This window comes from Trinickia sp. NRRL B-1857 (assembly GCF_050470685.1).
Taxonomy (GTDB): Bacteria; Pseudomonadota; Gammaproteobacteria; order Burkholderiales; family Burkholderiaceae; genus Trinickia.
Genome location: NZ_JBFLUK010000001.1, coordinates 3,855,953 through 3,881,008, shown reverse-complemented (window position 1 = coordinate 3,881,008; position 25,056 = coordinate 3,855,953). Strand labels below are relative to the sequence as shown.

The 25,056-nt window shown below is 62.3% G+C and carries 19 protein-coding genes; 11 read left to right on the top strand and 8 right to left on the bottom strand.

What is annotated here, in order from left to right; genetic code table 11:
• Positions 1 to 2: 2 nt before the first annotated feature.
• The 8 genes from AB1286_RS17350 to AB1286_RS17315 all read right to left on the bottom strand — a co-directional run bounded on the left by AB1286_RS17350 (position 3) and on the right by AB1286_RS17315 (position 13,823).
• Complete coding sequence (locus tag AB1286_RS17350; RefSeq protein WP_430364417.1) at positions 3 to 3,443, bottom strand: DUF2126 domain-containing protein; 3,441 nt, start codon at positions 3,441 to 3,443, stop codon at positions 3 to 5.
• Between the two features lie 45 nt (positions 3,444 to 3,488).
• The gene (locus tag AB1286_RS17345) at positions 3,489 to 4,520 is read right to left on the bottom strand and encodes an alpha-E domain-containing protein (RefSeq protein ID WP_430364416.1); all 1,032 of its coding nucleotides are present in this window, start codon (positions 4,518 to 4,520) and stop codon (positions 3,489 to 3,491) included.
• Between the two features lie 64 nt (positions 4,521 to 4,584).
• Positions 4,585 to 6,057 (bottom strand): circularly permuted type 2 ATP-grasp protein, encoded by a 1,473-nt coding sequence (locus tag AB1286_RS17340; RefSeq protein WP_430364415.1) that lies wholly within the window; start codon positions 6,055 to 6,057, stop codon positions 4,585 to 4,587.
• 404 nt (positions 6,058 to 6,461) lie between these two features.
• Positions 6,462 to 9,068, bottom strand: a complete 2,607-nt coding sequence (locus tag AB1286_RS17335; protein ID WP_430365109.1) for a glycoside hydrolase family 15 protein — start codon at positions 9,066 to 9,068, stop codon at positions 6,462 to 6,464.
• Between the two features lie 375 nt (positions 9,069 to 9,443).
• A complete protein-coding gene (locus tag AB1286_RS17330) occupies positions 9,444 to 10,562 on the bottom strand; it encodes an ABC transporter ATP-binding protein (protein ID WP_430364414.1) in 1,119 nt (372 codons plus the stop codon).
• 101 nt (positions 10,563 to 10,663) lie between these two features.
• A complete protein-coding gene (locus AB1286_RS17325; protein ID WP_430364413.1) occupies positions 10,664 to 11,521 on the bottom strand; it encodes a carbohydrate ABC transporter permease in 858 nt (285 codons plus the stop codon).
• Positions 11,511 to 12,452 carry a carbohydrate ABC transporter permease gene (locus AB1286_RS17320; RefSeq protein ID WP_430364412.1) on the bottom strand — a complete coding sequence of 314 codons (942 nt, stop codon included), beginning with the start codon at positions 12,450 to 12,452 and terminating at the stop codon, positions 11,511 to 11,513. Before AB1286_RS17320 ends, AB1286_RS17325 begins: the two co-directional genes overlap by 11 nt.
• 117 nt (positions 12,453 to 12,569) lie before the next feature.
• The gene (locus AB1286_RS17315; RefSeq protein WP_430364411.1) at positions 12,570 to 13,823 is read right to left on the bottom strand and encodes an ABC transporter substrate-binding protein; all 1,254 of its coding nucleotides are present in this window, start codon (positions 13,821 to 13,823) and stop codon (positions 12,570 to 12,572) included.
• A 527-nt stretch (positions 13,824 to 14,350) separates the two neighbouring features.
• Here AB1286_RS17315 and zwf point away from each other — a divergent pair.
• From zwf to AB1286_RS17260, 11 genes are all read left to right on the top strand, one after another.
• Positions 14,351 to 15,811, top strand: a complete 1,461-nt coding sequence (zwf, locus tag AB1286_RS17310; protein WP_430364410.1) for a glucose-6-phosphate dehydrogenase — start codon at positions 14,351 to 14,353, stop codon at positions 15,809 to 15,811.
• 101 nt (positions 15,812 to 15,912) lie between these two features.
• Positions 15,913 to 16,605, top strand: a complete 693-nt coding sequence (pgl, locus tag AB1286_RS17305) for a 6-phosphogluconolactonase (RefSeq protein ID WP_430364409.1) — start codon at positions 15,913 to 15,915, stop codon at positions 16,603 to 16,605.
• Positions 16,583 to 18,505 carry a bifunctional transcriptional regulator/glucokinase gene (locus AB1286_RS17300; protein ID WP_430364408.1) on the top strand — a complete coding sequence of 641 codons (1,923 nt, stop codon included), beginning with the start codon at positions 16,583 to 16,585 and terminating at the stop codon, positions 18,503 to 18,505. Before pgl ends, AB1286_RS17300 begins: the two co-directional genes overlap by 23 nt.
• A 546-nt stretch (positions 18,506 to 19,051) precedes the next feature.
• Complete coding sequence (locus tag AB1286_RS17295; protein ID WP_430364407.1) at positions 19,052 to 20,185, top strand: porin; 1,134 nt, start codon at positions 19,052 to 19,054, stop codon at positions 20,183 to 20,185.
• A 250-nt stretch (positions 20,186 to 20,435) separates the two neighbouring features.
• Entirely contained in the window at positions 20,436 to 21,719 is a 1,284-nt protein-coding gene (gene hemL, locus AB1286_RS17290; RefSeq protein WP_430364406.1) for a glutamate-1-semialdehyde 2,1-aminomutase, read from the top strand.
• A 14-nt stretch (positions 21,720 to 21,733) separates the two neighbouring features.
• A complete protein-coding gene (gene ribD, locus AB1286_RS17285) occupies positions 21,734 to 22,855 on the top strand; it encodes a bifunctional diaminohydroxyphosphoribosylaminopyrimidine deaminase/5-amino-6-(5-phosphoribosylamino)uracil reductase RibD (protein ID WP_430364405.1) in 1,122 nt (373 codons plus the stop codon).
• Positions 22,856 to 22,877: 22 nt separating this feature from the next.
• Positions 22,878 to 23,507 (top strand): riboflavin synthase, encoded by a 630-nt coding sequence (locus tag AB1286_RS17280; RefSeq protein ID WP_430364404.1) that lies wholly within the window; start codon positions 22,878 to 22,880, stop codon positions 23,505 to 23,507.
• A gap of 169 nt (positions 23,508 to 23,676) precedes the next feature.
• Entirely contained in the window at positions 23,677 to 24,078 is a 402-nt protein-coding gene (locus AB1286_RS17275) for a GNAT family N-acetyltransferase (RefSeq protein ID WP_430364403.1), read from the top strand.
• A 128-nt stretch (positions 24,079 to 24,206) separates the two neighbouring features.
• Positions 24,207 to 24,494 (top strand): CopG family ribbon-helix-helix protein, encoded by a 288-nt coding sequence (locus tag AB1286_RS17270; RefSeq protein ID WP_430364402.1) that lies wholly within the window; start codon positions 24,207 to 24,209, stop codon positions 24,492 to 24,494.
• Positions 24,494 to 24,778 carry a type II toxin-antitoxin system RelE/ParE family toxin gene (locus AB1286_RS17265; RefSeq protein WP_430365108.1) on the top strand — a complete coding sequence of 95 codons (285 nt, stop codon included), beginning with the start codon at positions 24,494 to 24,496 and terminating at the stop codon, positions 24,776 to 24,778. The genes AB1286_RS17270 and AB1286_RS17265 overlap by 1 nt, the downstream gene beginning before the upstream one ends.
• A complete protein-coding gene (locus tag AB1286_RS17260; RefSeq protein ID WP_430364401.1) occupies positions 24,775 to 25,023 on the top strand; it encodes a helix-turn-helix domain-containing protein in 249 nt (82 codons plus the stop codon). The genes AB1286_RS17265 and AB1286_RS17260 overlap by 4 nt, the downstream gene beginning before the upstream one ends.
• The last annotated feature ends 33 nt before the right edge of the window (positions 25,024 to 25,056 follow it).

Below are 25,056 nucleotides of genomic sequence, written 5' to 3'. Positions count from 1 at the left end.
CTCTACCCCACCCGCCGCAGATCGAGCGTAAACGGCATCTCGAGGCTGCGCTCGCACGTCTTCACGGACATCGGCCCGGGCGTATGGCCGATCGTGAAAAAGCGCGCGCGCCGCCGGCTCTGCGCTTCATTGGCGTTGACGGGAAACGTCCGATAATTGCGTCCACCCGGATGGGCCACATGATACTGGCATCCTCCCAATGAGCGTCCCGCCCAGTTGTCGACGAGATCGAACGTGAGCGGCACATGCACGCCGATGGTCGGATGCAGCGACGCCGAGGGCTGCCACGCGCGAAAGCGTACGCCCGCCACGTATTCGCCCGCGCGACCCGTGGGTTGCAGCGGCAACGGCACGCCGCCCACGGTCACCTGATGACGGCTCTCGTTGAGCCCGAGCGCAAGCACTTCGATACGCTCTAGCGACGAATCGACGAACCGCACGGTACCGCCCGGCGCGCCCTCCTCCCCCATGACATGCCAAGGCTCCAGTGCGTGACGCAACGTGAGCCGGACGCCGCTCGCGTCGAACTCGCCGACGAGCGGGAACCGGAACTCAAAATGCGGCGCGAACCAGGCCCGGTCGAACGCGTATCCGGCGGCGCACAGATCAGTGAGGACGTCGTCGAAATCCATCCGCACGAACGTGCCGAGCATAAAGCGATCATGCAATTCGGTGCCCCAGCGGGTGAGCCTCGTCGTATAGGGCGTGCGCCAAAAGCGTGCCACGAGCGCACGCAGTAAGAGTTGTTGCGCAAGACTCATGCGCGCATGCGGCGGCATCTCGAAGCCGCGCATTTCCAGCAGGCCGAGCCGGCCCGTTGGGCCATCGGGCGAATAGAGTTTGTCGATGCAAAACTCGGCGCGATGAGTATTGCCCGTCACGTCGATCAAGATGTTGCGCAGCGTACGGTCGATGAGCCAAGGCGGCACCGCCTGCCCGCCTGTGTCGAGCGCCGCCAGTCGATCGACCTGACGTTGCAGTTCGCGAAACGCAATCTCGAGTTCGTACACCTGATCGTTGCGGGCTTCATCGAGCCGCGGCGCTTGGCTCGTGGGCCCGATAAAGAGCCCCGAAAACAAATACGACAGCGACGGATGGTTGTGCCAATAAGCGATGAGGCTCGCGAGCAAGTCCGGGCGGCGAAGAAAGGGGCTGTCGGCGGGCGTGGCGCCGCCGAGCACCATATGGTTGCCGCCGCCGGTGCCCGTATGGCGCCCGTCGAGCATGAACTTTTCCGGGCCGAGATACGACTCGCGCGCAGCTCGGTAGAGAAACTCGGTGTTGTCGACGAGCTCACCCCAGTTCGAGACCGGGTGAATATTGACTTCGACAACGCCCGGGTCGGGCGTCACCTGGAGCAGTTTCAAGCGCGCATCGCGCGGCGGCGGATAGCCTTCGATCACGATCTTGACTTGCAGATCCGTCGCCGTTGCTTCCACGGCCGCCAGCAAGTCCAGATAGTCGTCCAATTCCGAAAGCGGCGGCATGAAAACATAGAGTGCGCCGCCCTTGCGCCCGCGGGCGGCAGCGTCGGCCTCGGCCCGAGGTCCCGCCGCGCGCGCGGGATCGCGCGCCTCTACGCAAAGGGCCGTGCGGCGAACCGATGCGGCCGACTCGCCGCGCTCGGGCACACGCGGACTCCATCCTTCGGCTTGCGTACCGGCGCGCCCATCCGCGGACACGGCCGCGCTCGCCTTTTCTGCCGATCCGTATTGAGCGCGCAACTGCGCCGCACCACGCAGCATCGTTGGCGCCGCGAACGGATCGTGCTCATGCAACGACGGATAGTCGGCTGCGCTGACCCATGGCAAGGAATCGAGCGGTAGACGATAGCCCATCGGCGAATCGCCGGGGATCAAATACATGCGCTCGTCGCGAAAGAACCAAGGGCCCGTGATCCACCTGGCTCCGGCGAGCGTCGTCGCCGTGTCGCGTTCGCGCGCGAGCGGCAACGCATAACCCGTCACGGCCGACAGCCCGGCATCGAACACGCGCCGCAACCGCAAACGCTCGAGCTCGTCGTCCAATCGCGAGTCGAACGGATCGACGTTGACCGGCAAGCGCCGCTCTCGCCAGAGGTAATACCAGACGTCCTCGTAACCGGCTTGGACGTGGCGTTCGTCGACCGCGAGCATATCGGCAAGCCGACGAATGAAGCGCTCGGCGTCCGCGGACGTATAGTCCATCGGCTCTCTTTCATCGGCGAAACGTGACGGGTCCTGCCAGCATGGTTCGCCGTCCTCGCGCCAATAGAGCGAAAGCGCCCAGCGCGGCAATTGCTCCCCCGGATACCACTTGCCCTGGCCGACGTGCAAAAAGCCCCGGGCACCGTAGCGGGCGCGTAGCGTGTCCATTAGCGAAACGGCGTACCCGCGTTTGGTCGGCCCCAGTGCGTCGGTGTTCCACTCGGGGGCGTCGCGATCGCGTACCGATACGAACGTGGGTTCTCCGCCCATCGTCAGCCGCACGTCCATCGATTGGAGATCGGCGTCGACCCGCGCCCCCGTCCGGTCGATTTCGCGCCAGACGTCTTCATCGTACGGGCTCGTCACCCGAGGCGTCTCGTACACTCGCGCGATTGACATGCGATGCGCAAACTCGACCTCGCACTCGTCGAGCGCGCCCGACACGGGTGCGGCGCTGCCCGGCTGGGGCGTGCAAGCCACCGGAATGTGCCCCTCGCCGGCCATCAAGCCCGACGTCGGATCGAGCCCGATCCAGCCGCCGCCCGGCAGATAGACTTCGCACCACGCATGCAAATCGGTGAAATCGACCTCGGTGCCGCTCGGTCCATCGAGCGCCTTCTCATCGGGCGTCAACTGCAAAAGATAACCGGAGACGAAACGCGCGGCGAAGCCGAGCTGACGCAGCGTTTGAACGAGTAGCCAACCGGTATCGCGACATGAACCCGAGCGCTGTTCAAGCGTTTGCTCCGGCGTCTGCACGCCGGGCTCCATCCGAATCAGATAGGCGATCTCGTGCGCGAGCCGCCGGTTGAGCGCGACGAGAAAATCGACCGTCCCGCAAGGCGTACGATCGATACTCTCGATGAAGGCGGCAAAACTCGGCGTCGGCTCGGCGCTGCGTGCAAGATACGGCGCGAGTTCGGCCGCAAGCGCCGGGGCGTATTCGAACGGAAATGTCTCGGCCTGCGGCTCGAGAAAGAAGTCGAACGGGTTGTAGACGGACATCTCCGCCACGAAATCCACCGTCACCCGAAATTCGGTCGTAGGCTCGGGGAAGACGAGTCGCGCCTGATAATTCGCAAAAGCGTCCTGCTGCCAATTGACGAAGTGGCTCGCCGGTTCTATCCGCATCGAATAACTCAGAATCGGCGTGCGGCAGTGCGGCGCCGGTCGCAGACGAACGGTTTGCGGCCCGAGCGTGACGAGGCGGTCATAGCGGTACTCGGTGACATGATTTAACGCGACGCGGATCGACACGGGGGAACCTCGATACGATGAACGAAACGATTCGGGCCGCGACGCTCAAGCCGCGTGCGGTTGCGTGGATGATTGCGATTGGGATTGCGATAGCCGCGGCACTTGCGCGAGTGCGGGTTCGGGCGCGAGCGGCACCAAGAAGTCTTCGCTGATACAGCTCCCGAGTTCATTGACGCGCGCAAGAAAATCGGTGAGCCACGCATGCAGCGAATCGCGCAACACTTCGCCGATCGGCAGCGCGCATACGTCGGTATGCAATTGCACGGCCATCGCTTCGGCACGGGCCGAGCGTGCGTTGCGCACACGCGCGATGAGTTGCCGCACTTCGCTTAGGCTGGCCGCCAATGAACGCGGCCAATCCACGAATAGGATCAGTAGCTCCGCGACGCGCTCGGGAACGATGACGTCGCGATAGACCTTGCGATAGACCTCGAAGCCCGACACCGAGCGCAGCACGGCGCTCCAGTGATAGTAATCGAGCGATTGCGCGAGCGGCTGGGCCAACGTCGCGCCGCGTTGCTCGAGCATCTCGTACTTCACATCGAGAATGCGTGCGGTATTGTCCGCCCGCTCGAGAAACGTGCCGAGCCGCATGAAGTTGAACGCTTCGTCCCGCACCATCGTGCCGAGCTGTACGCCGCGCGAGAGATGCGAGCGAAACTTGACCCATTCGAAAAACTCGCAGGGATCGCGCTCGAGTACGCCGTCGGCCAACATGCGCTGGGCATCGAGCCAAGTCGTATTTAGCGTTTCCCAAAGCTCGGTCGTGATCGATCCGCGCACGGCGCGGGCGTTTTCGCGCGCGGCCCGCAGGCAGCTAACGATCGACGAAAGATTGTCGCGATCGCTCGACATGAACGCGATGACATCGCGGCTCGTCGTGTTCGGGTGCGCGGCCGCGTAGATGCCGGCCAATTCCGAAATCGAGAGCATGGCGCGCCAGCCGAGCGCAACGTACTCGTCCGATTGCGGTACGAGCGCGAGTTGATAATTCGCATCGAGCATGCGCGCCGTGTTTTCGGCGCGCTCGGTATAACGTGCCATCCAGAACAGATGGTCGGCGGTACGGCTCAGCATGATGTCTCCGAAGTGGCGTTACCGAAGCGATATCGTTCGGCGAGGCGGCGCTGCACCCGAGGTCCTACTGCTCGAGCACCCAGGTGTCCTTGGTGCCGCCTCCCTGCGAAGAGTTGACGACGAGCGAGCCTTCGCGCAGGGCCACGCGCGTCAATCCGCCGGGCACCATCCGCACCTCGCTGCCCGACAACACGAACGGACGCAAATCGATATGACGCGGCGCGATGCCGCTTTCGACATAAGTCGGACAGGTGGAGAGCGCAAGCGTGGGTTGGGCAATGTACTTGTCGGGATTTCCTAGCAGCACTGCGCGAAATGCCTCGATTTCAGCGGCTGTCGAAGCGGGCCCCACGAGCATTCCGTAGCCGCCCGCGCCGTGCGTTTCCTTCACCACCAACTCCGGCAAGTGATCGAGCACGTAACGCAGATCGTCCGGCTTGCGGCACATCCATGTCGGCACGTTATTGAGGATGGGCTCTTCGCCCAGATAGAACCGGATCATATCGGGCACATACGGATAGATCGACTTATCGTCGGCAATGCCGGTGCCGACCGCATTGGCGAGCGTCACGTTGCCCGCGCGGTAGGCCGATAGCAACCCGGCTGCACCGAGCGTCGAGTCGGCGCGAAACACCTCGGGATCGAGAAAATCGTCGTCGACGCGCCGGTAGATGACATCGACGCGCTGCGGCCCGCGTGTGGTGCGCATATAGACGAAGCCGCCGTCGACGAACAAATCCTTCCCCTCGACGAGCTCCACGCCCATTTGCTGCGCCAAGAAGGCGTGCTCGAAATACGCCGAGTTGTACATGCCCGGCGTGAGCACGACGATCGTCGGATCTTGTGCGCCGTGCGGCGCCGCCGCGCGCAACGCGTCCAGCAGCAAGTCCGGATAGTGCGCGACAGGTGCGACACGGTTACGTGCGAACAGGTCCGGAAAGAGCCGCATCATCATCTTGCGGTTCTCGAGCATATAAGACACGCCGGAGGGCACCCGCAGGTTGTCCTCTAGCACGTAAAACTCCCCGGCTCCGGCGCGCACGATGTCGATGCCCGCGATATGCGCGTAGATATCGCGCGTCACGTCGACACCCTGCATCTGCGGGCGATATTGACCGTTGCCGAAGATCTGCTCCGCCGGGACGATGCCCGCGCGCACGATGGCTTGGTCGTGATAAACGTCGTGAATGAAGCGGTTCAGTGCGCCGACACGCTGCCGCAATCCTCGTTCGAGCGCCGCCCATTCCTGCACGGGAAAAATGCGCGGGATGACGTCGAACGGAATCGTGCGCTCGGTGCCGACACCGGTTGCATCGTTCGCACCGTATACCGCGAACGTAATGCCCACGCGCCGAAAATTCAGATCGGCTTCCGCGCGCTTATTGCTGATTTGCTGCTCGCTTTGCGCGCACATCCACTCGAAGAACGCGTGGTAGTGCATGCGTGCTTCGCCGCATCCGTGAAATTCGGCGGCGGGCACCCCCGAGATAGCGGGCCCGTTGCGCTCGAACATCTCGCTGAAGAAGGCTTGCTTCATGGCCGATTTTCCCGTTCGTTATGCGGGACCACCATCGGGGCCCCGGTCGAGCCCGGCTACTGCCCTGCGCGGGTGCAGCCGTTCGGTATCAAGCATTCTTCGATGGAGACGGGCGACCGCCCCCATAGTCCGATCGAAACCGCTCGACCGGTCGTCCCCAAGCCAAAACGCAATCGAACGGTACGATGCGGCCCACGAAAGCCCCGCAACGCCCACCGTTGTGCCTGGTCAGGGTACGAACCGATTAAGGCAAATTGCATGCCGATGGCCTCGGGATGGACCTCGAGGGCCATGGAAGGAGGAAGGATCGACGTTGCGCGCGTTCGGACGCACCGCGACGGAACGCGCGCACAGGGTCGGCGCACCAAGGCAGGGCAGCGATGAACGATCCCTGCCCCACTGTGTTACCAAGACACCGTATCGCTCAATGCGACGCTACCCGACGCCGGCGTGCTCACCGACCGATTGCCGCCCCCGGCGTAGTTCTCCCACGTTACCGAGCCGTCCGCATTCTTGCGGTAGTACTTGTATCGCACCGTCGTGCTCGCCGGCAAATTCACAGAGTTCTTCCACACCGGATAGCTCGAGGGATCGACAGGCAAGCCGAGGTTCGTATTCCAGTTGCCGAGCGCGGCCGTATTGCCCGTCACATACATGTACTGGCCCGGTTGCGTATTGGCCGTGACGTTCACCGATGCGCCGACTTGCCCGCTCGCCGGCGGCACGACGCAGTTGCTATAACGAGCGCAGACGATCGACGGGATGTCGACGATCTTGCCCGCTTGAATCGATGCCAACAAGCTGATGTACTCGCCCATCGCCCAGTTGAGCGGGGCCATCGACTTCGTCGGCGAACCGACCTGATAGCCGGACGGCGTCGTCACCTGCCAGCCGCCGGGCAACGTCGTCGTATTCGGCCAGATCTGCTCGGGAATAAATCCCTCGGGCGTCGTGTACGTCTTCAACGCATTCAGATACGACGTACCGTTGCTACCCACGCCCGTGCTCGCGATCGAATACATGCCCCGTTCGGCCGTGAAGATCGGCCACAACCGACCGACACCCGTACCGTCGAAGGGACTGCCGTCGTTGTGCTCGCCATAGCCGTCGAAGTTATAGCGGAACCAGGCGGGATTTTGACCGCTCACGTTTTGTTTGACGACCGCGTCATAGGCCGACAACGTGTTCGTAATCGTCGGATCGTTCGCGCGCTTGACGCCCATGCGCACGAGTTCGAGAAAGCCGCCATCCACCACGGCGCGCGCGTCTTGCGTGCCGCCGCCGTTCTTGACGGTGAACGTCTGTCCCGAATCGGGCCCGGAAGCCGGGTTGTACACCTGCGGCCCCGTCCCCGTGCCGCCCATGTTCGACGGGTTGATGCGGATGTAGTAATGACCGTTGCCGTACGGGCCCGTACTCGTATAGGTCCATGCCGCAACGTTCTGCTGCCAATCGTCCGCGGCGGCCAAATAGTTGCCAGCGCGCGTCGCATCGCCGTTGGCCTCGGCGATTTGCGAGGCCGCGACGAGCCCGGCGATTTCGGCGGCGATCGTCGAAGGCGAATAGCCCGAGTTTTCCTCCCAGCGTTCTTGGTAGGTCCAAGGCCCCGTGGCCACGATGTAGTCGGCCGTCGAGCGGATGTTCGCCCACTGCGCGTTATAGACGCTCGGCCCGAGCCGCCATGCGAGCAATATCGGCATCGCCTGTTCGTCCATTTGCGTGCCTTGCCAATACTGCACGCCGCTTACCCAAGCGTTTTGCGGGAAGCGTCCAACCCGGCTGTAGCCTTGAGGACATCCGGAGGCGTTGTACTCCGCCGTCCCGCAATTGCTCTTTTGCTGAAGCGTATTGAACAAGTAGTTGACCACCGTCGTGGCCGTCGACGTATCGCCGGCCGTGATCAGCGCGTTCGCGAACTTGAACAAATCGCGCGGCCATACGAGGTGATAGCCGCCGCTGTTGCTATCGGTCTGCGATTCGCCCCACGGTGTGCCGATGCCCGCGATCATCGCGCCGTTGCTCTTGTCTTGCATCGTTTTGAGCGTCATCGCGGCAAGGTAGTACTCGTTGTCGGCCGCACCGCCTTGCGTCGAAAGACCGCCCGCGTAGGTATGCCACGCGTTGTCGTACTGCGTGCGCAGGCTGTCGAGGTTGTCGCCCAACGTGGCATTGGCCGTGTTCATCGCGCCCGCGGCCGACGTACTATCGAACGACAGCACGACATTGAACGAGATGCTCGTCGCGCTGCTGCCCCCGAAGTCGAGCCAGCCCATCTGCGCGATATTGCCGTTCGTCGCCGACGAATACGTCCAGTCCATCGTTTTGTCGGCGGACGCGCCGCCGAGCAAATCGGTCCAACCGTCGCTCTGTCCGACAAAGCCGTTCGACACCATCGACACGCCGTTCTGCACTTTCCACGGCAACGACGTTGCAAGCGCCGAATAGCGCGTATTGTGATTGCCGACGAGCATGACGCGACCGTTCGTGGCGGTTTGCGTCAGCGCCGTGTTGTTCGAGCCCGCGTTGTCGAGGTGGGGTTTGAACAGCAGGTACAGGTTGTAGTTACCCACCGTCGTGCCGTTCAATGCTTGGAACGTGACGCGCTCGATCAGCGAGTTGCGCGTCGGATCGGCGTAGACCACCTTCGTGACCTGCCAGTTGTGCGCCGTGTTGCCGGTGGTCACCTGCCAGCTCATCGTGCGCGAGTCGGTTTGCGCGGCCGTATAAGGCTGCACTTTTTCTTCATCGACGAAGGTTTTCGCGCTATCGCCGACGAGAAATTGGAGGTCGACCGATTCGGTCGTGTCGAGCACCGGGTAATACACCTCGGAGACGACGCCGCGATAACCGGTGAAATAAACGGACGATGCGGTGCTGCCGACAGCAGTGCCTAGAAACGACTTCTGCGCCGGCCCGTGGACAGCGGTCGCGCCCGGGCTACCGAACGCTTCCCCCGATGTAGTGGCATTGGCGATGCCGAACAGCAAGGCGGCGCACGACGCCGCAGCCATATGCAAAACGGTTCTTGATTTCACGGCCCTCTTCTCTCTCATAGTGAGTTGTCATAAGACGCGCCTGAAAAGCGCTCCGAATGCAGAGGGAGAATGGCGTGGCGCGTCGTCGTCCCCGAGCGTGCTGATGCGCCCGGGTCTTGCCGAACTACTCGAAAGCAGAAAAAGCAACAGACGAACAACTACAAATAATTAGTAGTACTAATTAATGCAAACCCAAGCCGGCCGATCTGAAGAGATCGGCTAAAAGATAGGACGGTTAAATGACAAAACGATAAACCCAAGACCCCGCGACAGCGATGCGACCGTTGCGCGCGGCTCGAGCCGCGGGGCGCGCGAGGCGCCCCGCTAGACGGAGCCGGTATGCCTAACGCATCAGGCGATGCGCGCTTCCGTCGAAGGATCGAACAGCACGGCTTTAGACACATCGGCAAGCAGCGTCATGTTTTGCAGCGCTTGCGGGTTCGACGCGGGGTGCACGCGGCTCACGGTACGCTTGCCGTTGATCTGTGCGAACACAAGCGTATCCGGACCCGTCGGCTCGATGACGTCGACCTTAACCGTCAGCGGCTGCAAATCGGCGCTATTCGCATCGTGCGCACCGCGCGCATCGGTCAGACGTTCCGGCCGCAGACCGAGGATGACCTTCTGCCCGACGTTCGCCTTCACGCGATTCGCGTCGAACGGCAGCTTGAGCACGCTACGCTCGACACCCGTATCGATTTCCAAGCCGACGCCGGCACCTTGCTCGACGAGCTTGCCTTCGATGAAGTTCATCGGCGGCGCGCCGATGAAGCCCGCAACGAAGAGGTTCGACGGCGAATCGTAAATCTCTTGCGGCGCGCCGAACTGTTGGACGACGCCGTCCTTCATCACGGCGATGCGATCGCCGAGCGTCATCGCTTCGATCTGATCGTGCGTCACGTAGACGATCGTCGTGCCGAGGCGTTGATGCAGCAGCTTGATTTCCGAGCGCATTTCGATCCGCAGCTTCGCATCGAGGTTCGAAAGCGGCTCGTCGAACAGGAACATCACCGGATCGCGCGCCAGCGCGCGGCCCATTGCCACGCGTTGCCGCTGACCGCCGGAGAGCTGTCCCGGCTTGCGATCGAGCAAGTGATCGATCTGGAGCATCTGCGAGACGCGATCGACGATCTGCGCCTGCTCTTTCTTCGGCACTTTACGGATGTTCAGGCCGAACGAGATGTTGTCGCGCACCGTCATCGAGGGATAAAGCGCGTACGACTGGAACACCATCGCGATATCGCGATCTTTCGGCGACAGGTTGTTGACGACCTTGCCGTCGATGCAGATCTCGCCCTTGGTGACTGTCTCGAGGCCGGCGATCATGTTGAGCAGCGTCGACTTCCCGCACCCGGAGCCGCCGACGAGAATCAAGAACTGGCCGTCCTCGATTTCGATGTCGACACCCTTCAGGACGGGCACGCCGTTCGGATAGGTCTTGTATACGTCGCGGATGGAAAGGCTTGCCATGCTGAAAATCCTTTAATCTGCTCTGCTTTCGATATGTGCGATGCGCCTTTTACGCTGCGCGGCGCGATGCGCGGCGCAGCCAAGCGCAACGAAATGTCCAATCAGCCCTTCACCGCGCCCGCCGTCAGGCCGCGCACGAAGTAGCGGCCGGCGATGACGTACACGAGGAGCGTCGGCAAGGCCGCGATAATCGCCGCCGCCATGTCGACGTTGTATTCCTTCACGCCCGTCGACGTATTCACGAGGTTGTTCAGCGCCACCGTGATCGGCATGGAATCGACACCCGAGAACACGATCCCGAACAAGAAGTCGTTCCAAATCTGCGTGAATTGCCAAATGACGCAGACCATGAAGATCGGCAGCGACACGGGCAGCAAGATCCGCGTGAAGATCATGAAGAAGCCTGCGCCGTCGATACGCGCCGCTTTCACGAGTTCCGCCGGAATGCTCACGTAGAAGTTACGGAAGAACATCGTCGTGAACGCGATCCCATACACGACGTGCACGAGTACGAGCCCCGAGATCGTGTTCGAGATGCCGATCGCGCCGAGCGTCCGTGCCATCGGCAACAGAATCGTTTGGAACGGGATGAAGCAACCCACCAGCAGCATCGTGAACACGGCATCCGCGCCGCGGAAACGCCAATGCGTCAGCACATAGCCGTTAAACGCGCCGACGATCGACGAGAGCAACACGGCCGGAATCACCATTCGCACGGAGTTCATGAAGAACGGCCGCATACCGTCGCAACGCACGCCCGTACAGGCTTCGCTCCAAGCCTTCACCCAAGGGGCGACCGTCCAATGCGACGGCGGCGTCAGCAAGTTGCCCGTACGCAGTTGATCGAGGTCCTTGAACGACGTGGACAGCATCACGTAGAGCGGGAACAGGAAATACAACGCGAACAGCGCAAGCGCAGCGTAAATGAACGCTCGACTCATCGTCATCTTAGGCTGCATTGCGGGTGCTCCTCGATTCCAAGTACATGAGCGGGACGAGTACGGCGACGACGGTGGCCAGCATCATCATCGACGATGCGGCGCCCACGCCGAGCTGGCCGCGGTTGAACGAGAACGTATACATGAACATCGCGGGCAACGAGGACGACGTACCGGGACCGCCCGCCGTCATGGCGACGACGAGGTCGAACGTCTTGATCGTGATGTGGCACAAGATCAAGAGCACAGAGAAGAACACCGGACGCATGCTGGGGATCACGATCTTGCGATAGATCGTAGGCAGCGTCGCACCGTCCACTTGGGCAGCTTTGAAGATTTCCGCGTCGACGCCGCGCAGCCCGGCGAGAAACAACGCCATGACGAAACCCGTCGATTGCCACACGGCCGCGATGACGATACAAAAAATGGCCTTGTCCGGGTCGTCGAGCCAGTGGAACGAGAAGCTCGTCCAGCCCCAGTCGTGCAGCACTTTTTCCAAGCCGAGCGCGGGGTTCAAAATCCACTGCCAGGCCGTACCGGTCACGATGAACGACAGCGCCATCGGATACAGAAACACGGCGCGCAACGCGCCTTCGCTGCGGATTTTTTGATCGAGCAAGATGGCCAGGAACAGCCCCAGGCCGATACACACGGCGATGAACGGAATACCGAACCAACCGAGATTCTTCGCCGACGTCCACCAGACGTCGTTTTGAAACAGCTCGCTATAGCGTGTCAGGCCAGCGAACGTGTAGTTAGGCATCAGTCGCGACTTGGACAGCGACAGATAGCCGGTGATCAGAATGAAGCCATAGACGAATACAAGGCTGATCGCCACGCTAGGCGAGAGCACGAGCTTCGGGATCCAGCGGTCGGCGAGTGCCGAAATCGACGATGTGCGGTGGGGTACGTGCGCCACGTTGTTCCCTTTGCCGCTGAGAGAGGCAGCCACTACTCGACTCCTGAGTGCTTGCACGCCGACCGCGCGCGATCCAAACGCCTAGGGAGGCGCACGGCCGGCTTGAGTGACGCGGGCGGCGCGCAGCGCGAACCGCCCCCGGAACTACGCTTACTTCGTCATTGCCGCCTTGGCGAGCGCGGCGACTGCGTCTTGCGACGATTCCTTCGAGTTCATGAACTTCGTGACGACGTCGCTCATCGCGCCGGCCGTGGCATCGCCTTGAGCCATGCCGTGCGCCAGCGACGGCACGTAACCGCCGGCCTTGATCGCCGCTTGTTCATCCGAGTACGACTTCTTCGCGCAATCGTCGAAGCTGCTCATATCGACGCCCAGACGAACCGGGATCGAGCCCTTGTACAAGCTGAATTGCTTTTGGAACTCGGGGCTCATGATCGTCTTCGCGAGCGCGACCTGGCCCGGCGTAGCGCCGTTTTGGCCCTTCTGCTGGAAGAACACGAACGAATCGACGTTGAACGTGTAGGCCTTGTCCGTACCCGGCACCGGCGCGCAGACATAATCCACGCCCGACTTCTTGTTCGCGTTCGCGAACTCGCCCTTCGCCCAGTCGCCCATGAACTGCATGCCGGCCTTGCCGTTGATGACCATGGCCGTGGCCAGGTTCCAATCGCGGCCCGTGCGCGAACCGTCGAAGTAGGTCGTCAGCTTGCGGACCGTATCGAACACTTGAACCATCTGCGGCGAGGTCAGCGTCTTTTGATCGAGATCGACGATCGCCTTCTTGTAGAACGCGGGCCCTTGCGAGAGCACCACGTCTTCCCAGACCGTGAAGTCTTGCCACGGTTGGCCGCCCATCGCGATCGGCATGATGCCGTTCGCCTTCATCTTGTCGGCGAGCTTGAAGAACTCGTCCCAGTTCGCCGGCACCTTGCCGCCTGCCTTGTCGAGCGCGGCCTTGTTGATGTACAGCCAGTTCACGCGGTGTACCGAGAACGGCGCCGCGACGTAGTGGCCGCCCGCTTGCATGATCTTATCGATCTGCGGCGGCAAGTTCTTTTTCCAGTCTTCGTCCTTCGCGACGGAATCGATGTTCACGAGAACGTCTTGGTCCGCCCATTCCTTGATCAGGGGACCCTTGATCTGCGCGGCGCTCGGTGCATTGCCCGAGATCACCTGCGTCTTCAGTGCAGTCATGGCCGCCGCACCCGCGCCGCCCGCAACCGCGAAGTCCTTCCACGTATAGCCTTGCTTCGTCATGTCGTCCTTCAGGACGCCGATGGCCTTCGATTCACCGCCCGAGGTCCACCAGTGCAGCACTTCGACGGATTCCGCCGCCTGAGCCGCCGACACGCCCATCATCAGCCCCGTGGCGCACAGCGCAGCCATGATCGCGCGAACTTTCATTCTTTATCTCCTCCAGACTACTGACCAAGTAACGAGTGCTCCCCTCTTCTTATGGCTGGGGAACGGTGGTTGGGTGCAACACAACAACACTGGATGTGGCCGCGCCGCGACGCGTGCACTTATGTGCCGGCAGCGCCGAGCGGCCGCGAAGGATCGTCAGGAAATGCGTGCTTCCAAGCTTGGACTGTCTCCTCTTTTGAATTCGGCCAGCCCGCATCGCGCGGGTCGAGCTCGGGGAGGCAGCGCCATGCAAATCGCGCTGCTAACATGCACGCGCGATATAAACAAATAGGGACACGCGGCGCGCTGCCGCCGATCGCCGCCTGCACCCCTGCCGCCGGACCCGCTTGGCGCAAGGTTTTTGCAATCGATCGACGTTACCTCTTGATTTGGATTGTAGTTAAACTACAATTCAGTGTCAAAATTATTTTTATCGCGCTACAAGACGTCGCAACTTCGAGCAGCCAACCAGCCAAGCACGTTCCTCGAATCGCGCCCCGCAACCCTTAGACTTCGGCTCAAGACTCATGCAAATCGACTCAGGCTTCACTTTCGTTCTCTTTGGCGGGACTGGCGATCTGTCGATGCGAAAGATCCTCCCGGCGCTGTACGAGGCCCACCGTGCGGGCATGCTGTCCGAGCACGGCAAGATCGTTGCCGTCGCGCGCCACGCGGCGGATCGCGACGGCTATATCGACTGGGTCAATAGCAACGTCAAGACCTATGTTTCGAAAGGCGGGCTCGACGAAAGCGTCTGGGAGCGCTTCTTGGAGCGCATCGCCTACGTCAAGCTCGATCTGGGCAAGCCCGAAGATTTCGCGCTGCTGCGCGACGCGCTGGACAATCACGCCGGCACGCGCGTGTTCTATCTGGCCACGGGGCCGTCGCTGTTCGTGCCGATCTGCCGCGCGCTCGCCTCGGTGGGGCTCAACGAAAACGCCCGGATCGTGCTCGAAAAACCGCTCGGCTACGATCTGCGCTCCTCGAATGCGATCAACGATGCCGTGGGCGAAATCTTCGCCGAAGAGCAGATCTATCGGATCGACCACTACCTCGGCAAGGAGCCCGTGCAGAATCTGCTCGCGCTTCGTTTCGGCAATGCTTTGTTCGAACCGCTGTGGCGCCGCGAGTGGGTCGAAAGCATTCAGATCACGATCGCCGAGGAGCTTGGCGTCGAGGCGCGAGGCGACTTCTACGACAACACGGGCGCGCTGCGCGACATGGTGCAAAATCACCTGTTGCAGTTGCTGTCGATCGTCGCGATGGAGCCGCCCCATTCGATGGATTCCGATTCGGTCCGCGACGAAAAGCTGCGCGTGCTGCGCGCACTCAAGCCGATCGATACGCGCGACATCTCCAAGATCGCCGTGCGCGGTCAATACCATTCGGGCGTCATCAAGGGCACCTCGGTGCCGGCCTACGCGACCGAGCACGGCGTGAAGCCGCAAAGCGCGACCGAGACGTTCGTCGCGCTCAAGGTCGAGATCGAGAATTGGCGCTGGGCCGGCGTGCCCTTCTTCCTGCGCACGGGTAAACGTCTAGCCGAGCGCGTGGCCGAGATCGTCGTCAATTTCCGGCCCGTGCCGCACTCGGCGCTCGGCGCCCCGGCATTGCGGCCCGGCGCGAACCGGCTCGTGATCCGGTTGCAGCCGAACGAATCGATCCGCTTGTACTGCTTGGCCAAGCAACCGGGCGAAGGGATGAATCTTTCGAGCGTGCATTTGGATCTCGCATTCGACCAGTTCTTCAAGGAAGGTCAAATGGAGGCCTATCAGCGCTTGTTGCTCGACGTGATCAACGGACGCCTCGCGCTGTTCGTGCGGCGCGACGAGCAAGAGGCCGCGTGGCGCTGGGTGGAACCGATTTTGAATGAATGGGCCGCCTCGAACAAACCGCCGAAGCCGTATGCGGCCGGCACCTGGGGCCCCGCGGCCGCCAGTGCCATGCTCGCTCAGCACGGCACCTGCTGGCTCGAAGAAGAGAACTGAGTTTCTGGTGCAACGAATCGACGATTCGGCGGCGCCGGCGGTTTTCCAAGGCGCGGCGCTGCCGGCGATGGTGAACATACAAAAAGCAGTCTGGAGGAGAAGTGATCGAGCTTCACGCTTTTGACGACCCGCGTGCCCAAGCCGGCGCGCTGGCTAAGGCGGTGGGCGGCGCGCTCGGCGCATCGCTTGCCACGGCCCTCGGGGCGCGCGCTACGCTCGCGGTTTCCGGCGGCACGAGTCCGCGTCCGTTTTTCGAGGCGCTTGCACTCGAGTCGCTCGACTGGGCGCGCGTCGACGTGACGCTCGTCGACGACCGCTGGGTGCCGGAAACGGACAATGCGAGCAATGCGCGCCTCGTCCGCGAAACGTTGCTCCAGCATGGCGCGGCTGCTGCACGCTTCGCGCCGCTCGTCGACGTATCCGTGCCGCTCGACGAGCGCATCGCCGCGCTCAACGCCGATCCCTCCTATGCACTACCGCATGTCGCCGTGCTGGGCATGGGCGAGGACGGCCATACGGCGTCGCTTTTCGCCGATGCGCCGGCAAGCGAATGGAAGCACGCGCTGGCAACGGCCGAGCGTTACGTCTGTGTCCATCCGGGTGCGGCACCGCACGCACGTGTCAGCCTATCGATGTCCGCGTTGAAGGGCATCGAGCGGCTGTTCCTTTTGATTTCGGGTGAACGCAAGCTCGACATCCTCAAAGCGGCCGCCTCGGCGCCGCAAGAAAACGCCATCTCGAAGCTGGCAAACGACAAGGGAGTCAGACTCGATGTCTACTGGTCTGCAAAATAAAGCTCATCCGGTACCCGGCGCACGCCAGCACGCCGACGGTCCGCGCCTGCTAGCCGATATCGGCGGCACCAACGCGCGCTTCGCGCTCGAAACGGAACCCGGGGAAATCAGCCAGATCCGCGTCTACCCGTGCGCCGACTATCCGACGATCGAAGACGTACTGAAGAAGTACCTGAAGGATACGAAGGTCGGCCACGTCAATCACGCGGCGATCGCGATCGCGAACCCGGTGGACGGCGACCAGGTCAGCATGACCAACTTCAAGTGGGCGTTTTCGATCGAGGCGACGCGGCGCGCGCTCGGGTTCGACACGCTGCTCGTGGTGAACGATTTCACCGCGCTCGCGATGGCGCTGCCCGGCCTGACCGACGCCCAGCGCATGCAGGTGGGCGGCGGCTCGCGTCGGCAAAACAGCGTGATCGGCCTGCTTGGCCCGGGCACTGGGCTCGGCGTCTCGGGCTTGATTCCGGCCGACGATCGCTGGATCGCGCTCGGTAGCGAAGGCGGTCACGCCACCTTCTCGCCGATGGACGAGCGCGAGGATCTCGTCATGCAATACGCGCGCAAGAAGTGGCCGCACGTATCGTTCGAGCGCGTCGCCGCCGGTCCCGGTATCGAGCTCATCTACCGCGCCCTGGCTGCCCGCGACAAAAAGCGTTTGCCGGCGACGGTCGATCCGGCCTATGTCGTCGACCGGGCACATGCGGGAGAAGCCCTCGCGCTCGAAGCCGTCGACTGTTTCTGCGGGATTTTGGGCACGTTCGCGGGCAACCTCGCGGTCACGCTCGGTGCGCTCGGCGGCATCTATATCGGCGGCGGCGTCGTGCTCAAGCTCGGCGAGTTGTTTTTACGCTCCCCGTTCCGCGAGCGTTTCGAGGCGAAGGGCCGCTTCGAGCCCTATCTGGCCAACGTACCGACTTACGTGATCACGGCCGAGTACCCGGCATTCCTCGGCGTCTCGGCGATCTTGGCCGAGCAATTGTCGAATCGCGCCGGCGGCGGCTCGTCGGCGGTATTCGAACGCATTCGCCAAATGCGCGATGCGCTGACGCCGGCTGAGCGCCGCGTGGCCGATCTCGCGCTGAATCACCCGCGTTCCATCATCAGCGACCCCATTGTCGACATCGCGCGCAAGGCTGACGTGAGCCAACCGACAGTCATTCGCTTTTGCCGCTCGCTGGGGTGCCAGGGCCTCTCGGATTTCAAGCTGAAGCTCGCGACAGGTTTGACGGGCACGATCCCGGTCAGCCATAGCCAGGTGCATTTGGGCGACACGGCCACGGATTTCGGGGCGAAGGTGCTCGACAACACCGTTTCGGCGATCTTGCAGCTACGCGAGCACCTGAACTTCGAGCACGTCGAGCGCGCGATCGAGCTGCTCAACGGCGCGCGCCGAATCGAGTTCTACGGACTCGGCAACTCGAACATCGTCGCGCAGGACGCACACTATAAGTTCTTCCGCTTCGGGATCCCCACGATCGCCTACGGCGACCTGTATATGCAGGCCGCTTCGGCCGCGCTGCTCGGCAAGGGCGACGTGATCGTGGCGGTATCGAAGTCGGGGCGCGCCCCCGAGCTTCTGCGCGTGCTCGACGTGGCCATGCAGGCCGGCGCGCAGGTGATCGCCATCACCTCGAGCAACACGCCGCTCGCGAAACGGGCCACGGTAGCGCTCGAGACCGACCATATCGAGATTCGCGAGTCGCAACTGTCGATGATCTCGCGCATCTTGCATTTGGTCATGATCGACATCCTCGCCGTCGGTGTGGCGATCCGCCGCGCCGAACCCACGGGGGAAATGACGCAGGCTGTGGCAAAGGCGCGCACCATCGGCACCGACGATGCGACGGCCGTACTCGATTGGCTTAGCCACGGCGCTGCGTCGTCGGCAGCCGATTGACGCCGGCCACCTCGCAGCGGCAGCGCTGATCGGCGCAAAGCGTTAGAAGTCCGAAGAAACCCGTACGCTCCCCGGAGCGGCGGGTTTTTTATTTCGGCGCCGCACCGCCGAGGTGAATTCTTATTGTTCATACAAATGATGCGAGCACCTTAGGGGTGCATCCGGCGCCAAAAACGAGACAGCAGGCCGCAGGCCTTCAGAAAACGTCGATTTTTCTTCAACGTATTCGCAACAATCACGCTTCCTCAAGTGTCGCTCGCACGCAACACCCGGGATCAGTTATTAAGCGTTTGCTTTCACTGCTTTCCTTGCCTGTCAAGGAAGAGAAGGATCGTGCTCTTGAATTACTGCGTTTCAATATTCGCAATAATCGGCGACAACTAGTGTTTCTACTAATAAGGGTACGGGGGTTAGATGCCTAGTATCGCCTCGACTGCCTGGACCCCGCTGCGGCGCGAACTGCCCAAGAGGCGGCAGAGTCCGCGGCAACGAATTACCTAATCCGGGTTGCTCACACTGCAACTCAACGTCTCGGAGACCTATTTGATGAAAAAGTCGCTTCTCGCACTGGCTGTGACGGGTGCCTTCGCGGTACCGGCGTTCGCACAAAGCAGCGTCACGCTGTACGGTGTTATCGACGCAGGCCTGAACTATGTGAACAACGTCGGCGGCCACGCTGACTGGGCAATGTCGAGCGGCATCGTTCAAGGCAGCCGCTGGGGCCTGAAGGGTTCGGAAGACCTGGGCGGCGGCACGAAGGCCATTTTCCAATTGGAAAACGGCTTCAACGTGTTCAACGGCAAGCTGGGTCAAGGCAGCCGTGAATTCGGCCGTCAAGCCTACGTCGGTCTGACGAACGACCAGTTCGGTACGCTGACTCTCGGCCGTCAATACGATCCGGTTGTCGACAATGCGCAACCGACGACGTTCAACGGCCAATGGGGCGCCCTCTTCTCGCACCCCGGCGACATCGACAACACGGATAACGGCTTCCGCGTGAACAATGCGGTCAAGTACGTTTCGCCGCGTTTCGCAGGCATCCAAGGCGAATTGTTCTACGCGTTCGGCGGCGTGGCAGGTTCGTTCGGTGCGCAAAGCACGGTCGGCGCAGGCTTGAACTACTCGGGCGGCCCGCTGTACATCGGCGCTGGCTACTTCCTCGCGAAGAACCCGGGCGGTGTTAACGCAGCGAACGCGGGCTCGGCCACGGTCAGCAATGACGCCAACTTCGGCTCCGGCGGTATCTGGAACTACGTCGGTGCCCCGAGCAACATGCAGTCGATCAGCGGTGGTGCGACGTACCAATTCGGTCCGGTCCAAATCGGCGGCAACATTTCGGACGTCCGCTTCAACGACGCCCTCGCTGCCGGCCAAACGACGCGTTTCGACAGCTATGAACTGTGGGCCAACTACAGCCTGACGCCGGCCGCAACGCTGGGCGGCGGCTACACGTACACGACCGGCAAGGTCGATGCGACGAACACGAAGCCGGAGTACGGTCAAGTCAACCTGATCGCCGACTACCGTCTGTCGAAGCGTACCGACGTCTATGCAATGGGCGTGTGGAACCACTCGATGAAGGCTGGCGTCAATGCCGACATCTACGCGGGCGTCCTCGGCGGCGCAAGCACGACGAACAACCAAGTGCTCGGTCGCGTCGGCATCCGTCACAAGTTCTAAGCACAGCGACGTGTCGTCCGGCGGGCGCAAGCCCACCGGCGCACCGTTGCCGCAGCATCCTCAAAGCGCCCCTCGTGGGCGCTTTTTTTATTGCGCGGGCGTAGCCCCTCTTCCCCACCGTTCGTACTAGGACACCCTGGCGTACGCGCCTCGCGCTCGCCAGTTCGGTACAATTGGCGCGATCCCACCGGCCGCCGCCTCCGCGCGCTTGGCCAGCTTGGCCGGTCCCTCTTCGAAGCGAACGTCATACATGTCCAGCAACCAAGCCCTATTCGAACGCGCTCAGCGCACCATTCCCGGCGGCGTCAATTCGCCCGTGCGCGCCTTCCGCTCGGTCGGCGGTACGCCACGCTTCGTCAAACGCGCGAACGGGCCCTACTTTTGGGACGCGGAAGACAAGCGCTACATCGATTACATCGGGTCGTGGGGTCCGATGATCGTCGGCCACGTGCATCCGGAAGTGCTCGAGGCTGTCCAACGCGTGCTCGCCGACGGCTTTTCGTTCGGCGCGCCTACGCAAGCCGAGATCGAGATCGCGGAAGAGATCTGCAAGCTCGTGCCGTCGATCGAGAAGGTGCGGCTCGTGTCGAGCGGCACGGAAGCGACAATGAGCGCCCTGCGACTCGCGCGCGGCTTCACGCAGCGCAACCGCATCGTCAAATTCGAGGGGTGCTACCACGGCCACGCCGACAGCCTACTCGTCAAAGCGGGCTCCGGTCTGCTGACGTTCGGCAATCCGACCTCGGCGGGCGTGCCGGCGGACACCACCAAGCACACGACCGTGCTCGAATACAACAACACGCAGGCGCTCGAAGAGGCATTCGCGGCTTTCGGCGACGAAATCGCAGCTGTGATCGTCGAACCCGTTGCCGGCAACATGAATCTCGTGCGCGGCAACCCCGAGTTCTTGCAAGCGTTGCGGCGCCTGTGCACGCATCACGGCGCCGTGCTGATTTTCGACGAGGTGATGTGCGGCTTCCGCGTCGCCCTCGGCGGTGCACAGGCTGTCTACGGCATCACGCCCGACCTGACTTGCCTCGGCAAAGTCATCGGCGGCGGCATGCCCGCAGCGGCGTTCGGCGGCCGGCGCGACATCATGTCGCTACTCGCCCCTGAAGGCGCGGTTTATCAGGCCGGCACGCTTTCAGGCAATCCCGTGGCCGTGGCGGCCGGAATGAAGACGCTTGAACTGATTCAAGCACCCGGCTTTTATGAACGTTTGTCGGCACAAACGGCGCGGCTCGCGAACGGCCTGGCCGCCGCCGCGCGCGAGGCCGGCGTGGCGTTCAGCGCGGACGCGATCGGCGGGATGTTCGGCCTTTACTTCACCGAGCAGGTACCCGCGAGCTTCGCCGACGTTTCGCGCAGCGATATCGCACGCTTCAACACGTTCTTCCATCAGATGCTCGATGCCGGCGTGTACTTCGCGCCGTCGGCCTACGAGGCGGGATTCGTATCGAGCGCGCACGACGATGCCGTCATCGATGCGACGATCGAAGCGGCGCGTGGCGCGTTCGCCGCAAACGTGGCGTAACCAGGCCCTCGCCCATGTTCTCCGAAGCCGATTTCATCCACATGCAGCGGGCGCTGACGCTCGCGAGCCGCGGCATGTACACGACCATGCCGAACCCGCGTGTGGGCTGCGTACTCGTCAAGGACGGCGTACCGATCGGCGAAGGTTTCACTCAGCCGGCCGGACAGGATCATGCCGAGGTGCAGGCGCTTAAGGATGCGCGGCGCCGAGGTCATGACCCACAAGGCGCCACGGCCTACGTTTCGCTCGAGCCCTGTAGTCATTTCGGGCGCACGCCGCCGTGCGCGCACGCGCTCATCGACGCGCGAATCAAGCGCGTCATCGCGGCGATGGAAGATCCGAACCCGCAGGTGTCGGGCCGCGGGTTGGCCATGCTGCGCGACGCCGGGATCGACGTGCGCTGCGGCCTGCTCGCGAACGAAGCCCGCGAGTTGAACATCGGCTTCGTGTCGCGCATGACGCGCGCTCGGCCGTGGGTGCGAATGAAAGTCGCAGCTTCACTGGACGGCCGCACGGCGCTGCCCACCGGGGAAAGCCAGTGGATCACCGGGGAAGCCGCGCGCGCGGACGGCCACGCTTGGCGCGCGCGGGCTTGCGCGATTTTGACGGGTATCGGCACCGTCCGCGAGGACGATCCTCAGCTCACCGTTCGAGGCATCGATACGCCGCGCCAGCCACTGCGTATTCTGATCGACAGCCGCCTCGAGGTCCCGCTCTCCGCGCGGCTTTTGGAGGGCACGCCGCCGCTCGTGTTTTGCGGGCATATCGACGCAGCGAATGCCGCTCGCGCGGATGCATTGGCGGCGCGGGGCGTGGAGATCGTGCCGCTGGCGAACGAACAGGGCAAAGTGGACTTGCCGGCGATGTTGAAACGGCTTGGAGAACGCGGCATCAACGAATTGCATGTCGAGGCCGGGCATAAGCTGAATGGCTCGTTGCTGCGTGAAGGCTGTGTGGACGAGTTGCTCGTCTATTTGGCGCCGACGCTGCTTGGCGCGGGTTCGGCAGGTATGTTCGACTTGGCGGCGCCGGCCGTGCTCGATGCGCGCACGCGGCTCGCCTTTCATTCGATCGACCGCGTCGGGGACGATTTGAGGATTCTGGCGCGATGGCAAGCTCCCTCGACGCCTCACTGAAGAAACAAGGAACGCAAACACGATGTTTACGGGAATCGTCGCGGCAGTAGGCCGCATCGAGGCGGTCAAGCCTTTGGGAACCGGCGAAGCGGCGGGCGTGCGCCTAACGGTCGACGCGGGAACGCTCGATCTGGGCGACGTCGCGCTCGGCGACAGCATCGCGATACAGGGTGCATGTATGACAGTGGTCGAGAAGACCGCTCAAACGTTCGACGTCGATGTTTCGCGCGAAAGCCTGAACTGTACGGTCGGCTTAGCCGCACCGGGCGAGGTCAATCTGGAAAAGGCGTTGACCGCGCATGAGCGCTTGGGCGGTCATATCGTATCGGGGCATGTCGACGGGCTTGGTGTCGTTACGCGCTTCGAGCCGGTGGGCGAGTCGCACGAACTACGCGTCCTGGCGCCGCGCGATATCGGGCGTTACCTCGCGTACAAAGGGTCGATCACCGTGAACGGCGTGAGTTTGACGGTCAATAGCGTCGACGATCGCGACGACGGCACCGAATTCTCGATCAACCTCATCCCTCATACCGTGGACGTGACCACGCTGAAAAACATCAAAGCCGGAGACAAGGTCAATCTCGAGGTGGATTTGATTGCGCGGTACACCGAAAGGATGTTATCGACGGCGGCGCCCACGGGACGGTCATGATTCGTTGAACCAAGCCCACGGCATGCCTTTGGCCGAACCAGACACTCAGGACACGAACAGCCCAGCCTCGGCTGGAATCACCCGCACTTTCCAAGCGTCACCGAACGGTATGGCCTCCCTCCCAACAATTCGGACGGCTTCGCGCGCAGACGCTGCTGCGATTGAGTCGTTGTATCGTCAGTTGGTCGATGATGAGAACATCAACGTCACGGAATCTCAGCTCCAGGTTCTGGACGAAGACGCTCGCACTGGAGTTCTGGTTTGCGAGATCGACGGACGTGTACTCGGTACCGTACTCGTTTCCCTTTGTGCGGACGCTATGTACGCGGAACAACCCTTCGCGGTTGTGGAGAATCTGGTCGTTGACCGGCAATGTTGGGGAAAAGGTATTGGGCAAGCGCTTCTACGTGAGGTCGAGCGATTTTGCCTTTCACGGAACTGCTCCAAGATCATGCTGCTCAGTTCGGTCTCCCGGGTCGACGCGCACCGATTTTTCGAGCACGTCGGGTTCCGGGGCGACCGAAAGCGTGGGTTTGTCAAATACCGCAGCCAGTTCGGCGAGGCGGCTTGAGGTCCGCCATTAGTCGTCAGACACGGCTGGAAGCTCAACGTCGTCATCCATCTCGCGTTTTGCCCTCCATGAACACAACCTGACTGTGCTACCATGCACTTATCATGTAACACATGGGGAGCACCGCCATGACAGAAGCTACCTTTACTTTTCGGGTCGACGAAGCGCTCAAAAACGAGTTCTCCACAGTCGCCAAGGCCCACGACCGCACTGGCGCTCAACTCTTGCGCGACTTCATGCGGGACTACGTGAAACAGCAAGAAAAATCCGCTGAATACGACGCCTGGCTGCGCGCCAAGGTTGAGCGGTCACGAGCCTCGGCCGATGCCGGCAATCTCGTACCGGCCGCCGACGTTGAGGCTAAATTCGCAGCCCGTCGTGCCAACACTCGTCGTCGGCTTGAAGCTTCGAAGTGATGGAGTTGTTTTGGACGCTGGAATCGATTGAGGATCGCGACAACATATACGACCACATCGAAGCCGATAACCCCACTGCGGCGTTGGATCTCGATGAGATGTTCGAGGAAAAGGCGTCGCGGCTGGTCGACCGTCCGAACCTTGGTCGCCTTGGACGCATAACCGGTACGCGCGAACTGGTTGTCCATCGAAATTACATCTTGATCTATGACATAGTTGGCGATCTGGTTCGCGTGCTGAACGTCGTCCATGCGGCCCGCCAATGGCCGCCGATACGGGAATGAGAATCGCTACGAGAGAGGCGCGGGAGATCAAGGCCGATGCGCTCGAAATCTCGCCCGCCGCAATCAAGGCCGTGCGCGAAGCCTCTCACGCGTCGCAAGCCGTCATGGCCCGAAGCCTGCGCATCAACGTGCGCACGTATCAGAATTGGGAACAAGGCAAGGCCAAGCCCAACGCGCAGGCCGCCACGCTGATCCGACTGGTCGCCAAGCACCCGGAAACGCTTCAGATGCTGGAAACGCTCTGAACGATTGCGGGCACCGTCCAGCATTGCCTATCG

Bases quoted from the DNA above. Each gene is read 5' to 3' on its own strand.
- AB1286_RS17345 (WP_430364416.1), bottom strand. From the start codon at position 4,520: ATGCTGAGCCGTACCGCCGACCATCTGTTCTGGATGGCACGTTATACC.
- AB1286_RS17340 (WP_430364415.1), bottom strand. From the start codon at position 6,057: ATGAAGCAAGCCTTCTTCAGCGAGATGTTCGAGCGCAACGGGCCCGCT.
- AB1286_RS17335 (WP_430365109.1), bottom strand. From the start codon at position 9,068: ATGGCTGCGGCGTCGTGCGCCGCCTTGCTGTTCGGCATCGCCAATGCC.
- AB1286_RS17330 (WP_430364414.1), bottom strand. From the start codon at position 10,562: ATGGCAAGCCTTTCCATCCGCGACGTATACAAGACCTATCCGAACGGC.
- AB1286_RS17325 (WP_430364413.1), bottom strand. From the start codon at position 11,521: ATGCAGCCTAAGATGACGATGAGTCGAGCGTTCATTTACGCTGCGCTT.
- AB1286_RS17315 (WP_430364411.1), bottom strand. From the start codon at position 13,823: ATGAAAGTTCGCGCGATCATGGCTGCGCTGTGCGCCACGGGGCTGATG.
- zwf (WP_430364410.1), top strand. From the start codon at position 14,351: ATGCAAATCGACTCAGGCTTCACTTTCGTTCTCTTTGGCGGGACTGGC.
- AB1286_RS17300 (WP_430364408.1), top strand. From the start codon at position 16,583: ATGTCTACTGGTCTGCAAAATAAAGCTCATCCGGTACCCGGCGCACGC.
- AB1286_RS17295 (WP_430364407.1), top strand. From the start codon at position 19,052: ATGAAAAAGTCGCTTCTCGCACTGGCTGTGACGGGTGCCTTCGCGGTA.
- hemL (WP_430364406.1), top strand. From the start codon at position 20,436: ATGTCCAGCAACCAAGCCCTATTCGAACGCGCTCAGCGCACCATTCCC.
- ribD (WP_430364405.1), top strand. From the start codon at position 21,734: ATGTTCTCCGAAGCCGATTTCATCCACATGCAGCGGGCGCTGACGCTC.
- AB1286_RS17280 (WP_430364404.1), top strand. From the start codon at position 22,878: ATGTTTACGGGAATCGTCGCGGCAGTAGGCCGCATCGAGGCGGTCAAG.
- AB1286_RS17270 (WP_430364402.1), top strand. From the start codon at position 24,207: ATGACAGAAGCTACCTTTACTTTTCGGGTCGACGAAGCGCTCAAAAAC.
- AB1286_RS17265 (WP_430365108.1), top strand. From the start codon at position 24,494: ATGGAGTTGTTTTGGACGCTGGAATCGATTGAGGATCGCGACAACATA.
- AB1286_RS17260 (WP_430364401.1), top strand. From the start codon at position 24,775: ATGAGAATCGCTACGAGAGAGGCGCGGGAGATCAAGGCCGATGCGCTC.